Source organism: Kitasatospora herbaricolor (assembly GCF_030813695.1).
GTDB classification, from domain to species: Bacteria; Actinomycetota; Actinomycetes; order Streptomycetales; family Streptomycetaceae; genus Kitasatospora; species Kitasatospora herbaricolor.
The window spans coordinates 1,397,795-1,411,855 of the sequence record NZ_JAUSVA010000002.1; the positions used below are offsets into that span (position 1 = coordinate 1,397,795).

Annotated in this window: 9 protein-coding genes; 5 read left to right on the forward strand and 4 right to left on the reverse strand. The window is 69.8% G+C overall.

Features of this window, described 5'->3' with window-relative positions; all coding sequences use genetic code 11:
- The first annotated feature begins 264 nt into the window (after positions 1 to 264).
- The 3 genes from J2S46_RS06495 (at position 265) to J2S46_RS06505 (ending at position 3,104) form a co-directional block, all read left to right on the forward strand.
- Positions 265 to 1,338, forward strand: a complete 1,074-nt coding sequence (locus tag J2S46_RS06495; protein WP_191294769.1) for a PP2C family protein-serine/threonine phosphatase — start codon at positions 265 to 267, stop codon at positions 1,336 to 1,338.
- 174 nt (positions 1,339 to 1,512) lie between these two features.
- Positions 1,513 to 2,709, forward strand: coding sequence for an ISL3 family transposase (locus J2S46_RS06500; RefSeq protein ID WP_191294768.1), 1,197 nt, complete (start codon positions 1,513 to 1,515; stop codon positions 2,707 to 2,709).
- A gap of 26 nt (positions 2,710 to 2,735) precedes the next feature.
- Positions 2,736 to 3,104, forward strand: a complete 369-nt coding sequence (locus tag J2S46_RS06505; protein WP_191294767.1) for a transposase — start codon at positions 2,736 to 2,738, stop codon at positions 3,102 to 3,104.
- Positions 3,105 to 3,419: 315 nt separating this feature from the next.
- Here J2S46_RS06505 and J2S46_RS06510 read toward each other — a convergent pair whose 3' ends face one another.
- Genes J2S46_RS06510 through J2S46_RS06525 form a run of 4 tightly spaced genes read right to left on the reverse strand, consistent with a single transcriptional unit; the run spans position 3,420 to position 8,623 of the window.
- On the reverse strand, positions 3,420 to 5,384 hold the full coding sequence (locus J2S46_RS06510) for a DUF5107 domain-containing protein (RefSeq protein WP_307349026.1): 1,965 nt from the start codon (positions 5,382 to 5,384) through the stop codon (positions 3,420 to 3,422).
- A 34-nt stretch (positions 5,385 to 5,418) separates the two neighbouring features.
- Complete coding sequence (locus J2S46_RS06515) at positions 5,419 to 6,291, reverse strand: carbohydrate ABC transporter permease (protein ID WP_229913456.1); 873 nt, start codon at positions 6,289 to 6,291, stop codon at positions 5,419 to 5,421.
- Positions 6,292 to 6,311: 20 nt separating this feature from the next.
- A complete protein-coding gene (locus J2S46_RS06520; protein WP_307349030.1) occupies positions 6,312 to 7,313 on the reverse strand; it encodes a carbohydrate ABC transporter permease in 1,002 nt (333 codons plus the stop codon).
- A gap of 2 nt (positions 7,314 to 7,315) precedes the next feature.
- Positions 7,316 to 8,623, reverse strand: coding sequence for an extracellular solute-binding protein (locus tag J2S46_RS06525; protein ID WP_307349034.1), 1,308 nt, complete (start codon positions 8,621 to 8,623; stop codon positions 7,316 to 7,318).
- 370 nt (positions 8,624 to 8,993) lie between these two features.
- On the opposite strand from J2S46_RS06525, the gene J2S46_RS06530 reads away from it, so the two are divergent.
- Together J2S46_RS06530 and J2S46_RS06535 are read left to right on the forward strand one after the other, a co-directional pair.
- The gene (locus J2S46_RS06530; protein WP_307349037.1) at positions 8,994 to 10,310 is read left to right on the forward strand and encodes an ROK family protein; all 1,317 of its coding nucleotides are present in this window, start codon (positions 8,994 to 8,996) and stop codon (positions 10,308 to 10,310) included.
- Between the two features lie 655 nt (positions 10,311 to 10,965).
- Positions 10,966 to 13,458 carry an RICIN domain-containing protein gene (locus tag J2S46_RS06535; RefSeq protein ID WP_307349039.1) on the forward strand — a complete coding sequence of 831 codons (2,493 nt, stop codon included), beginning with the start codon at positions 10,966 to 10,968 and terminating at the stop codon, positions 13,456 to 13,458.
- Positions 13,459 to 14,061: the final 603 nt, after the last annotated feature.

The following is a 14,061-nucleotide window of genomic DNA, read 5'->3' on the forward strand; positions in this document are numbered from 1 at the left end:
TACCGCTGCCTGCCGCATTCGATCACGCCGTGAGAGCAGCCGACTCACCCGCCCCGGGCCGGTGAGCCTCCGCGAGGTACCCGGGCCGAGGCTCCTTCACCGAGCCATGACCACTCCGATTCGAGTTGTATACCAACGGCGGTTCCGGATCGCGGGCGCGACTCACTATTTCTATGCTGGTGCCTCAACCAGCCGGATCGAGCTTTGATCCATGTTGATATTTCGACCTTCGAAATTCGAGTCGCAGATCGTACGGGAGGTGCGGTGACCGATTGGCGCCGAGCGGTGAGAACGGTGGGGCACTCACCCAGTGCGCTGCCCTTGGCAGTGATGCTCGGCGTTGCGGTGATGGACGCCTTCACCGGCTCGGAGTACAACCTGCTGCCCGTGTACGCGGCAGGCCCTGCGATCGCCGCCGCGCGGGGAACCATCCGGAACGTCGTGGCGATGGGTGCCGTCGCGATCTGCCTCTGTATCCTGTTCGCGGCGAAGGCGGGCCGGTTCGGCGCCCTGCGAATGTACGTCGCGCTGGTCGCCATCGTCTACGTGACACTTGCGGCGGTGTACGCGGCAAGGTCCCGGCAGAAGACCGAAAGTCGCCTGCTGGACGTGCAGGAAGTCGCCCAGACGCTGGAAGACGTGCTCTTCGTCCCCCTTCCATCGGCGATCGGGCCGGTCCGCCTCGGAGCTTCCTACGTCTCCGCGAGCCGCGCCACCCGCGTAGGGGGAGACTTGTACGAGGCGGCACCCTCCCCGCACGGCGTGCGCCTCGTCATCGCCGACGTCCAGGGCAAAGGCCTGCAGACCGTACGCTGCGCGGCGGTGGTGCTGGCCGCGTTCCGTGAAGCCGGCCACGAACGGGAGGAACTGGCAGAGGTCGGCCACCGTATTGAAGCTGCGCTGGACCGCCGAACAGACGGCCGACGGTTCGTCACCGGTATTCTCGCCCAAATCAGCCCGGACGGACACCTCCAGGTGCTCAATCACGGTCACCCCCCGCCCCTGCTGCTCACGCACGACGGCAGGATCAGCTTCGTAGAAGCGGACGAGCCGGTCCCGCCTTTCGGTCTCTCCACCCTGGCAGGTCCCTTCCAGGCCACCGTGACGAGGTGGACCCTCTGTGCCGGAGACCGGCTCTTGTTCTACACAGACGGCCTGAGCGAGGCCCGGGACAGCGAAGGGCGGTTCTACCCCGTGAGCGAGCGAGCGGGGCCACTGCTGAAGGAAGGCAGTCCGCAAGAAGCCCTCGACCGCGTCCGAACCGACGTCGCCGAGTTCACGCGCGCCCCGTCCGATGACGACTCTGCCCTCCTCCTGCTGGAGTTCACCCCCGAGTAGGGCGACCCGAAGGATCCAGCACGGGGCGAGCAGACTGCGTGAGCTGTCGACTTCCTGTCGGCGACGGGTGAAACTGGTTCTGGATCACTTTCCGGGCTCTGTCGCTGATTGAGGGGTCCGTGCCGGCCGTGATCGGGCGATGGGCATGACCTCGGCGTGATGGATTCGGTGCGTGTGGCGGACCTTCTCTTCCCGGGGATCGGTGTGGAGGTCGAGGAGATGGTTCTTGGGGATAGCGAGGTTCGTCTCGCCGTGCGGTCGGTGGCGGCATCGGCCGTCTGCCCGGGGTGCGAGCGGAGATCATCGCGGCTGCACTGCTACTACCGGCGGCGTCTTGCGGACCGTCCGGTCGCGGGGAGGCGGGTTCGGCTGGACCTGAGGGCGCGTCGTCTCGTGTGCGGCAACGACCAGTGCGGCCGGCGGACGTTCGCCGAGCAGATCCCCGCTTTGACGTCCCGCCACGCGCGTCGCACGGCCGCGCTCACGGCTCAGCTCACCGACATTGCCCTGTTCTTGGGCGGCCGGGCCGGAGCCCGGATCTCCGGGCGTCTGGCCATGACCACGTGCCGGGACACCCTGCTCCGTCTCATCCGGGCGCCACCCGTCCCGTCGTCTGGCCTCGTCCCGCGTCTGGGGGTGGACGAGTTCGCCATCCGGCGCGGTCGCACCTACGCGACGGTCCTCGTGGACATGGACACCCACCGGCCGGTCGACGTCCTCGCCGGTCGTGCCGCGAACACCTTCGCCACCTGGCTGCGCGACCACCCCGAAGTGCGGACGATCTGCCGCGACCGCGCCGGGTCCTTTCGCGACGGTGCCCGCACGGGTGCGCCGCAGGCGCAACAGGTCGCCGATGCCTGGCACCTGCTGCACAACCTCGCCGAGGCCGTCGAGCGCGTCGTCGGCCGCCATCGCGCTGACCTGCGCGAATCCCTCGACCTCGGAGAAGAGCGGGATGAGATGCCCCGTTCCGGAGCTGCCGGCTCGAACGAGCTGGACGTCCACGGCCGGCCGCGTCCCCTGGTCGCCCGCACGCGCGAGCGTCACCAGCAGATCCACGAACGGATCGAGCGCGGCGACAGCCTGCGGGCCATCGCCCGTGAGCTCCGCCTCAGTCGCGGCACCGTCCTGCGTTTCGCCCGAGCCGCCGACGTGGAGCAACTCCTCGTCGCGGCGACCCATCGCCCCAGCGTGATCGACGACTACCGGCGCTACCTGCACCACCGGTGGATGGAGGGCTGCACCAACGCCTCCGCACTCACCCGCAAGATCCAGCAACTGGGCTACCGCGGGGACGTCAACACTGTTCAGCGTCATCTGCGGCTCTACCGAACCGGAGCGATCCCGGCGGAGGCCCACCACCCCACCTGACCGTCCGCCGCGTCACCGACTGGATCATGCGCCGACCCGAGCGGCTCGACGACACCGAACGCAAGTGCCTCGACGAGCTGTGCGAACGCAGCCCGGCCCTGGCCACGACCAGTGAGTACGCCCGACGCCTGGCGACCACGGTCCGCGAACGCCGCAGCGAGCACCTGGCCCTGGATGTCTGGCTCGCCGACGTCCGCCTCGACGGGCAACCCGAACTACGCAGCCTGGCCGGCGGGATCCGACGCGACCATGCCGCCGTTCTCGCGGCCCTCAACACCACACTCACCTCGGGAGCAGTAGAGGGCAACGTGACCAGGATCAAGCTGCTCAAGCGCCAGATGTACGGGCAGGCCAAGTTCGACCTCCTACGCCGCCGCATCCTCCTATCACCATGATCAGCCAGCCAAGACCTTGACCGCCTGCGGGCAGCCCACCGCGATCGAGCCGGCCTGGCATGCCGCACCCGGGCCTCGCACCAGGGGCGGGTGGGGCGGAGACCAGGGCCATCTGCTTGCGCTTGGTCGCGGCGGGCCGCCGCGCCTGCTACAGCGGATGAGCGGGCCCAGGGACCGAACCCGCACCAGGCCGCCCGCGCGACGACCATCAACGGAACAGTGAGGTAGGGGAGTCTCGGGGCCTCGGTCCGTCATCGACAAGTAATCGCCAATGTCACTGGCTCGCATGCCCGCCGACGGCTTCGCGTTCAGGCGTCAGCTGGTCGCGTCCGCGGTGAGCATCCGGAAGTCGTAGGCGCGCGGGAGTGGGAGGCCGGGTGTGATGTCGCTGGTCGCGCGTTGGTGGGCGAACCAGAGTTCGTGGAGGGAGTTCTCGCCTTCGCGGATGTCGGCGACTTCGATGCCTTCGTGGAGGAGGCGTCCGCAGCGGTCGGTGTCGCCGGTGTCGAGGGCGGCGCGGGCCTCGGTCCAGCGGACCCGGCCGGTTGCGCGTTGGGTGGTGTCGAGTGTTTCGAGGTGCTCCAGTACCTCGTGGGGGTGGCCGGCCCGGAGCAGGAGGCCGGCGCTCTCCAGGACGAGGGGGAGCAGGGTGGGGGCGAGTTGGAGTGCTTGGCGGTAGGCGTGGGCGGCCTCGTCGGGGTCGCCGGTGTGGGCGGCGAGGGTGGCGAGGTTGCGCCAGGCCCAGGGGGTGGGGTGCAGTTCGAGGGAGTGTTGCCAGGCTTTGCGGGCGGCTTGGTGGTCGCCGGTGTGGGCGTGGAGGGTGCCGAGGTGGAGTTGGGCGAGCCAGCCGTCGGCGGCGCGGAGCAGGTCCCCCCAGGCGGGGTCGCTCTGGTGGGAGGCGGGTGCCCGGCCGGGGTCGGCGGTGATGCGTCCGTGGTGGAGGAGTTCGAGCCAGGGGGCCTGTTCGGGGCCGAGGGTGGTGTCGGGGAAGGGTGCGCCGGGGGTGCTGAGGGGGGCTTCGCCGGTTTTGGTGCGGCGGTGGTGTTCGAGGGCGCCCCAGCCGGAGCCGGTGTGGAGGATCTCGTCGGGTTGTTGGTCGATCCAGTGGGTGGCGGCTTGGAGTTCGGCGTCCAGTGCGCTCTGTGGGAGGAGCTGGTCCAGGCTGTGCTGCGCGGCTTCCCGGGCGGTGGTCCAGTCGGTGCTGTGGACGGCGTCGGGGTCGGCTTCCAGGAGGCCGTAGGCCTCGGTCCAGGACCATTGGGCGCCGGCGGGCATGGGGAGGTGTTCGAGTTGGGTGCGGGCGAGGCCGGCCTGGATCTCGAGGTAGGCGTGGCCGGGTTCGGAGAGCCATTCCTGCCAGTGGCGGCCGCCTTCGCCCTGTCCCCAGAGGAAGAGTTTGCGGCCGCGCAGGCGGCGGGTGGAGGTTTGGACCAGGCCGCGGCCGCTCGCGTCGAGGGCGGTGATCCAGTGGCGTCGGTGGTCGGGGATGTCGAAGAAGTAGTCGGCGGCGTCGCGGGAGCGGGTGGTGCGGGTGAGGTCGGTGCCGTGGGGGGCGGGCAGGTCGATGTGGTGGATGCGGCGGTCGTAGGAGAACTGCCAGGCGGCGTCGGCGGGTGCCAGCACGCGCACGTCGGGGGCTTCGGGGACGGCGATGTTGGACCACCAGTACATGGGGACGGTGGTGTCGCGGGGGTTGGTGATGCGGATGTGGACGAGCAGGACCTGGGAGTCGTCGGGCAGGTGGGCGTCGATCTGGTAGACGACGCCGCGGATGCGTTCGTACTCCCACATCCGTAGGACGGGGGTGCCGTCGGGGCGGGTGAGGCGGGCGGTGTGCAGGGGTTCGCAGGTGGTGGGGGTGTGGCCGATGGTGGCGATGTTCCATTCGACGCCGCCGGCCAGCCAGGCGCCGCGCAGGGCGAGGTTGGCGGGTTGGAAGACGGGGTTGCGGAAGAGGAGTTCGCGTCCGGTGGGTTTGTGGATCAGGGACCAGAGGCGGCCGCCGGCGCCGAGCAGGAAGGTGGCCCGCAGCGTGGCGTTCTCCAGCACCGCCACCGGGTGCTCGGCGGGTGCGCGTTCGCGGGTGTAGCCGTCCTGCATCAGGTAGGGCATGACGGAGGGGACGCGGCCGTAGCCGATGTTGTGGCGCATCTCCTCGTCGGCCTGCGAGGTGTCCTCGACCTGGTGCAGGTCGGCGCCGCCGAACAGCGGCGGGAGGGGGTTGACCGGGCCGACCGCGGCGGTCGGCAGGGTCAGGGTGGTCAGCCGCAGCTCACTCATCTGTTGCCATGCCTCTTCGGGGTTGTGTGGTGGGCTACTTGACGCTGCCGGAGGTGAGTCCGGCCTTCCAGTAGCGCTGCAGCAGGAGGAACATCACCACGATGGGGATCACGGAGAGCAGGGCGCCGGTGATGATGAGGTTGTAGGGGACGGTCTGGCCGCGTTGTTCCTTCCAGGCGACCAGGCCGACCGTGACCGGCTGCAGCCGGTCGTTGGCGAGCATCAGGGAGGGCAGCAGGTAGTTGGTCCAGATGGTCACGAACTGGAACAGGAAGATCGTGACGAGTGAGGGCTGCAGGACCCGCAGGGCGATGGAGCGGAAGATCCTGAACTCGCCGGCGCCGTCGATGCGTCCGGCCTCCAGCAGTTCGTCGGGGACGGCGGCTGCGGCGTAGATGCGGGAGAGGTAGACGCCGAAGGGGCTGACGATGCTGGGGATGAACACCGCCCAGAAGGTGTTCACGATGTGGGTGGCGGAGAACATCAGGTAGAGCGGCAGCGCGAACAGCGGCGCGGGGATGAGGATCGCGCCGAGCACGGTGTTGAACACCGCCTCACGCCCGCGGAAGGTGTACTTCGCCAGCACGTAGCCCGCCATCGCGGAGAGCAGCGTCGCGGCGAGGGCGCCGCCGACCGCGTAGAGGAGGCTGTTCAGCAGCCAGCGTCCGTAGATGCCGTCCTGGACGCCGAGCAGGGTGGAGACGTTCCGCACGATCTCGATCCGGCCGGCGAACCAGAACCCGTTGCTGGAGAACAGGTCGCTGCTGCTCTTGGTGGCGGAGACGACCAGCCACCACACCGGCAGCAGGGAGTAGAGCGCGGCGAGCACCAGGACGGCGAGCACCCCGATCCGGCCGGCCGCACGGGTGGCGCCGGCCCGCGCCGGGCCGGCGGACGACTGCTTCACCGGGATCCTCGAAGCCTTGTTCACAGTGCCGCTCCGCGCTTGTTGACGAACCGCATGAATCCGAACGAGAGGACGAAGATCACCAGCGCGAGGAGGACCGAGCGGGTCGCCGCCGCGTGGTAGTTGTTCGCCGCGACCTCGTTCTGGGCCGCCATGATCGGCGTCCAACTGCTGGAGAGGTTCGGGGCGACGGCCTTCATGACGACCGGCTCGTTGTAGAGCTGCGCGGTGCCGATGATGGAGAACACCGTGGTCATCAACAGGGCGGGCCGCACCAGCGGGATCTTCACGTGCCAGGCCAGGCGCCAGCCGGTGCAGCCGTCCAGGGCCGCGGCCTCCGTCAGCTCGTCCGGGATGGCCTTGAGGGCGGAGTGGATGACGATCATGTTGTAGCCGGTCCAGCCCCAGGTGAGGATGTTGCCGACCGACCAGGGCAGCCAGCTGTCCGAGGTGAAGTCGACGTGCAGGCCGATGCCGGCCAGCGCGTCGGCGATCGGGCTGACGTCCGGCTGGTAGAGGAAGGACCACATCAGCCCGCCGATCACACCCGGGATCGCGTACGGCAGGAAGAACGCCAGCCGGAAGAACCGTTTGCCGGGCGTGCGGCGCGCATCCAGCAGCAACGCCAGCAGCAGCGCCAGGCCCAGCATCAGCGGCACCTGGACGGCACCGATCAGCAGCACCCGCACCACCGAGGACGTGAACGCCCCGTCCGCCAGCGCGTCCGCGTAGTTCGACAACCCGGTGAACACCGTCGACGGCGGGGTGAGCCCCAGACCCGAGCGGTGCAACTTGAACAGGCTCTGATGCAGGGCGTAGCAGATCGGCGCGACGAAGGTGATCAGGAACAGGGTGCCGAAGGGGAGCAGGAAGCCCAGCGGTGTCCAGCGACGCCAGTCGACGGCGCGCCCCCGTGGGGCGGGGGCTGGCGTCGGGCCGGACGGTGCCGGGGCGGGCCCGGTGCGCTCCTCGTGGGAGCGCACCGGGGCCGCGGTGGTGGGGGTGGTGGGTGCGGGGTGCATGGTCAGCCGATTTCCATGCCCTGGGTCTTCATCTCCGCCAGCGTCTGGGCCTGGGTGTCGGCCAGGGCGGCGTCCAGGGTGGTGGTGCCGGCGCCGGCCTTGCCGAGGCCGTCGCCGAGGGCGCCGGAGGTCTTGGTCATCACCGGGCCCCACTGGAAGCCGGCATCGACCTGGGCGGCGCTCGCCTTGAACACGTCGAAGATCTTCTGGCCGCCGTAGAAGGGGTTGGGCTCGGTGAGCGCCGGGTTGTCCAGGCCGGTGAGGGCGGCGGGGTAGATGCCGGTCTCCTTGATCAGGTTGGTGACGCTGGCGGGGTCGGTGCCGAACCAGTGCGCGAACTCCACCGCCTCCTTCACGTGCGCGCAGCCCTTCAGCACGGCGTTGGGGGTGCCGCCGGCGTTTCCGGAGGCGGGCTTGGTCGCGTCCCAGACCGGCATCGGCGCCACCGCCCAGTTGCCGGAGGTCTGCTTGACGCTGTCGGCGAGGATCGGGGTGTCCCACACCGCGTTGACGTCGGAGAGGATCGTGCCCTCGCCCATGCCCTTGTAGAGGGCGGTGTCGAAGCTCGGGACGACCTTGACGAGCTTCTTGTCGATCAGGCCCTGCCAGAACGCGGCGACCTTCTTCGTGGCGGCGTCGTTCACGTCGACGGTCCACTTCTCGCCGCCGGTGGCGAACCACTTGGCGCCCGCCTGCTGGGCCAGGCCCGCGAAGTTGTAGGCGTCGTTGCCGAAGTAGCCGATGTAGGCGTTCGGGTCGGCGGCGTGGATCGTTGCGGCGTCGGCGGCGTACTCCTCCCACGTCCTCGGCGCCTCGTTGATGCCGTACTTGGCGAACAGGTCCTTGCGGTAGATCAGGCCCATCGGGGCGATGTCCACCGGCAGGCCGTAGGTGTGCCCCGCCACCCCGGACTGCGCGAACGCCGAAGCCCCGTACTCCTTCGCGAACGGCGCCGCCGCCGCCGTCGCGTCCTGCAACGCCCCCGCCGCCGCGAACGTCGGCAGCGTCTCGAACCCGACCGAACCCACACAGGGGGCGTTGCCCGCCTTCACCGCGCTCAGCATCTTGGTGTAGCCGCCCTTCGAGCCGGGCGAGATCTTGCTGTACGTGACCTGGACGCCCGGGTGGGAGGCGTTGAACAACTCCACCGACTTCTCGTAGCCCGGGGCCCAACCCCAGAACTCGATCTTGACCGGACCGGACGCCTTGTCTGCGGAGCCGCCCGACCCGCCGGAGCCGCAGGCGGCGGTGCCGGCGAGAGAGGCGATCGCCACGGCGAGGGTGACGGTTCTGAACGCGCGGTTCTTCATGGGAGGTCCACTTCTGCTGCCTACCGCGGGGCGGGGCTCGGCCCGGGCGCGGTGGTGGGGGACCCGCCGAATGCTGCGGGTTATTAGTTCCGCTAGTGTGTTAATTGAAAACGGGCGCTGTCAAGGGGTTCGATGGACCGTTCCACAAACGCAACAAACGGCCATGCGAACCGACCGAAGAACACAACTCGCCATATCTAGAGGGCTGTTGGCTCAGTACATGGCATTCCCGACTGCCGGTCGACAGGCTTCCGCGGCCGGATCAGCACTCGGAGCGGCGACAGGGGCCAAGTTAGTTGAGGCGGTGCATGAACTAACATGACCAGGGTCTACAGCGGCCTGCGGGCAGGCCCCGGAACGAGGAGACTACGTGCGGCAAGAGCAACGCGACACCACCGGCCGCCGCAGTAGCAGCACGGCCTCCACCAGGGCGAGCGCCGTCCTGGCGGGCTATCCGGAGCCCGCCGACAAGGCCTCGCTGCGCCGCACCAACCTGGGCGTGATGCTGCGCCACCTGCGGGAGAACGGCGAGCAGTCCCGCACCCATCTCGCGGCCGCGACCGGCCTGCCCAAGGCCACCGTCTCGGTCCTGGTGGCCGATCTCATCGAGCGCGGACTGGTCCGCGAAGGAGCGCCCGACCGGGCCGGCGCGGTCGGCCGCCCGCACCGGATGGTCGACCTCGACGGCCGCTGGATCTGCGGCGTCGGCGCCGAGATCGGCCCCGACCACATCACCGTCCTCGCCCTGGACCTGCGCGGCACCGTCGTCCACGAGGACCGCCGCGCCCTGGACGTGCCCGCCCTCACCCCGCAGGCCGCCTTGCGCGAGGTCGCCGACCAGGTCGCCGACTGCCTCAGCGCGGTGGCCGACCTCGGCATGCACGCCATCGGGATCACGCTCGTCACCCAGGGGTCGGTGGACGCCGCCTCCGGCACGGTCGCCGTGGCCACCAACTTCGGCTGGCGCGACGTACGGGCGGTGCACGAGCTGCGCGCACGGCTCGGGCGGCACGCACCGCCCGTCCTGGTCGAGAACGACGCCGAGTCCGGCGCCCTCGCCGAGTACCTGGCCGCCCCCGGCGCCGACGTCCGTGAACTCGTCTACGTCACCGGCGGGATCGGCGTCGGCGGGGCCAGCATCTCGGGCGGCAAACTGATCCGCGGCTCGGAGATCGGCCACATGAGGCTCGACCGCCTCGACCGGCCCTGCGCCTGCGGACGGACCGGCTGCTGGGAGGTCGCCGTCGGACTGCAGGCCTTCCTCGACGCCGCCGCGGACCCCTCCGACCGGGTCCACGACCTGTCCGTCGACCTCGCCGACCGGCTCGACGACCTGCTGGGCCGCGCCGACGCGGGCGAGCCCCGCACGCTCGCCGCCCTGGCCGCCCTCGCCGACGACCTGGCCCTGGGACTCGGCATCCTGGTGGACGTACTCAACCCACCAAGAATCGTCCTCGGCGGCTACTTCGCCGTGTTCGGCCGCTACCTGGTGGACGCGGCGCAGCGGGTCCTCGACGACCGCAGGATCGCGCCCACCCCCGGGCGGGTGGTCGTGACCGCCTCGACGCTCGGCCTCTCCAACGCCGCCCGGGGCGGCGCCCACCTCGCCCTAGAAGGCATCTTCCAGGACCCCTCCGACCTCCCGGTCCGACCCGAACCGACAGGCGAGCACGCATGGTCCCACTGAGCCTCGACCGCCAGACTTGAGGGCAGGAGTCAGAGCTTCGGGTCCGGACGCGGCGCGCACGACCGACCTTTCCGCCGCGGACAGGGGACCGTGTCGACGGTGCCGCGACACCGATCACCAGCAGGACGAGTGGGGCTCGACCTTGGGTCGAGAGCCCCTCATACTCGATCCACTCGGTGAACAGCCGGAGTGCCGACGGGCCGGCGGCACGGCGCCGGGCTCGGGCGCGCGCGCCCTTGCCCCGCACCACCGTGGGCCGTTGGGCGTCCCTGCCCTGCCGGAAGGCTCGCACAGGACGAACTCTTGACTTTTCCCGGCAAGTACTGCCACCTTGTGCTCACAGATGCTCGAACTAACCATTAAACGAGCATCCAGGAACACCATTTGCCACCTGGCGGGTGCTCGTAGGAGAAGTAAGCACCGGCGAGGGGACAGGCCCACATACCTGGCCGTCCCGTCGGCGGGAGCTCCCGAAACCTCCCGCCCACGGCGGCAGCGGCCGACGGATTCGTGTCGGCCGCAGGCAGGCGGCCGCGGCGAACGGCTCCGCGCCTCCACCCCGGCGATCCTGCTCCGGCCGTTCCGGCCGCCCCGCGCCCAGAACGGCCACTTCACGGCTCCCCCACACCGTGCATTGCCCATCGAAGGAGCACTCGTGTTCTCCCCTTCCCGCAGAGCTCTGGCGGCGGTGATCACCGCTGGCGTCCTCACGCTGTCCGGTACCGCCGTGTCCCCGGCGTCGGCGACCCCACCCAGCGGTACCTACACGATCAGCGTCGGGTCCCCCGTCCCGTACGCCTACCCGAACGACACCCCGTCCGCCCCGTACGTCGACAAGGACGGCACCTTCTACTTCCAGCAGTCCAACGCCCAGTACGAGGCCACCGGGCCGCGGTTCTGGAGCTTCTACACCGGGACCGACTTCGACACCGCCACCAAGTCGAGCGCGATCAGCAACTACGTGAACCCCGCGAACGCGAGCGACAAGAACAACGACACCACGTGGCGGTGCAACAACAGCCCGACCGGCGTCGAGGCCACGTACGCGCCGAGCGGCTCCAACTACGCCCAGAAGAACTACTGCGACCTCGCCGGGGTGTGGGTCGACCCGGACACCGGTGACTGGTACGGCCTGGTGCACAACGAGTTCAGCCCGCAGCCCTTCGGCGACGGCCTGCACTACGACGCGATCGACTACACGGTGTCCAAGGACCAGGGCAGGACCTGGGACATCAAGAGCCACGTGATCACCTCCCCGTACAGCACCACCCGGGGCGACACCACCGCGTTCCCGAACAAGACCTACTCGTACGGCGACGGCGACCAGCGCCTGTTCGTGGACACCGCCTCCGGGTACTTCTACGTCTACTACGGCTCGCGCATCGTGGATCAGGGGGCCGGCGGCGGCTGGAAGGCCTTCTACGAGCACGTGGCCCGTGCCCCGATCTCCGGCAAGATGGCACCCGGCTCCTGGCAGAAGTGGTACAACGGCGCCTGGACCCAGCCCGGCGTCGGCGGCCAGGAGAGCAACATGGTCCCGGTCGGCTCCGGCAGCACCACCGGCTACACCCCCGTGTCCGGCGAGTACAACCCCGCGAACACCGGCACCGCGGCCCAGCAGATCGCCGCCGGCACGATGCCCGCGACCTCGCCGCTGTTCGTCATGGACATCACCTACAACGCCTACCTGGGCCTCTACATCGGCCAGCCGCAGGCCGTGACCCAGGACGGCACGTCGCCGCAGTACCTCTACGCCACCGACGACCTCTCCACCCAGAAGTGGTACCCGATCGGCGACACCGGCAGCTACCACACGGCGTCCTGGTACCGCTGGTTCCTCGACGGCGCGAACAGGACCAACAACACGATCGTCGGCAAGAGCTTCCGCTCCTACTGCTCTTTCGGCTGCTCGAAGAAGGCCGACGGCACCACCTCGTCCGGCGAGTACGTCGACCTCACCATCACCCCCTCCTCCCCTGCCGCGGCGCCGGTCGATCCGACCAAGACCTACCGGATCGCCAACGGCAACGGCCGGATCCTGGCCCAGGTCTCCGGCGGCTCCGCGACCACCTCGCTGGCCGGCGCCACCGGCTCCGCCCTGGAGTCCTGGATCTTCAGCGCCAACGGCGACGGGTCCTACCGGATCACCAACTCCTCCACCAGCCAACTGCTCGGTGTCGACACCACCACCACCGGCCGTACCTGGGGTGCCCAACCGACCGTCACCACCGCCGCACCGAGCGGTCCCAGCGTCGGACAGCAGTGGTGGGTCGTCCCCGGCACCACCACCTCCGGAGCAGCCACCGGCACCCTCAAGCTGGTCAACCGTCACAGCGGCCTGGTGATCGGCCTCTCCGCCGACTCCGCCCGGCTCGCCGAGACCACCCCCACCCGCAGCTGGACCAACACCACCGGCAACACGGTCGGCGGGACCCGCACCGCGAACGAGCAGACCCTCACCCTCACCCAGACCGGCCCGGCCCCCGAAATCGTCACGGTCACCAACCCCGGCAACCGGTCCGGCAACGTCAACACGGCCGTGTCGCTGCAGCTCAGCTCCAACGACTCCGCCGGCAAGCCCCTCACCCTCTCCGCCACCGGCCTGCCCGCCGGCCTGTCGATCAACTCCGCCGGCCTGATCACCGGCACCCCGACCACCGCCGGATCCTCGACGGTCACGGTCACCGCCTCCTCCGGCACCGCCACCGGCACGACCTCCTTCACCTGGGCCGTCAACCCGGTACTCAGCGGCACCCACACCCTGACCACCGGAGGCAAGGCACTCGACGACCCGAACAGCTCCACCATCCCGAACACCCAGCTCATCACCTGGGCGACCAACGGGGGCACCAACCAGAACTGGGTCTTCACCCAGCAGACGGACGGCAGCTACCAGATCGTGAACGGCCTCTCCAACCTCTGCATGGACGTCAGCGGCAACTCCACCAACGCCGGCGCCCAGATCATCCAGTGGACCTGCACCGGCGGCAACAACCAGCACTGGGTGATCACCCCGATCACCGGCGGCTACACCGTCACCTCCAAGAGCAGCGGGCTGCTGCTCACCACCGCCTCGACCTCCAACGGCGCCCTGGTCACCCAGCAGCCGGACACCGGCTCCGCCCTCCAGCACTGGATCATCAACTGACCGCCACCCCACAAGGGCGCACCTGACCCACCCAGCCGACGGGGCCCTGCGGACACCCACCGCAGGGCCCCCTCCCCTTTCCCCGACCTGGCCGGGTGCAGCATCCGGCCTCCCGGCCCAGCGCGCCCTGCGCGTGAGCCGGACAATCCGACGGCGTCCGCGGTCCTGGAGCGCCCCCGCCCGAACGCCTCAACCCCCAGGCCGGCGCACTGGCCCCGCTGCTGCCCGCTCTCGCCCACCGACTGCCCCCGCACCCCGCCCTCCCGGACGACACCCGTGCCGGACGCTTCCAGCTGATGGGCGCGGTGCGCTCCGTGCTCGACGCCGTGAGCCCCCTGGCCCTGGTGCTGGAGGACCTACATCACGTCGCCAACGTCCTCAAGACTTCACACCACCCGCAACAACGTCACCGATCTCCGCACCACCATCGACAACTTCTGATCCCCACCGCCCTGCGGGCACTGTTGTGTGTGACGCTTCCCGCGCTCTGGGTACCACAGGGTCAGGGGGTTGACGACTTCGCCGTACGTCGCCGTCCCGGTGAACGCTTCCGTCAGGCTTCGCTCCACCACTCGTCCGTAGTTGTGCGGGCGGCCTCCGCGT

Excerpts from the sequence above, each read along its gene's own strand:
- J2S46_RS06505 (WP_191294767.1), top strand. The coding sequence starts at position 2,736 with ATGCGCCGACCCGAGCGGCTCGACGACACCGAACGCAAGTGCCTCGAC.
- J2S46_RS06510 (WP_307349026.1), bottom strand. The coding sequence starts at position 5,384 with ATGAGTGAGCTGCGGCTGACCACCCTGACCCTGCCGACCGCCGCGGTC.
- J2S46_RS06520 (WP_307349030.1), bottom strand. The coding sequence starts at position 7,313 with ATGCACCCCGCACCCACCACCCCCACCACCGCGGCCCCGGTGCGCTCC.
- J2S46_RS06525 (WP_307349034.1), bottom strand. The coding sequence starts at position 8,623 with ATGAAGAACCGCGCGTTCAGAACCGTCACCCTCGCCGTGGCGATCGCC.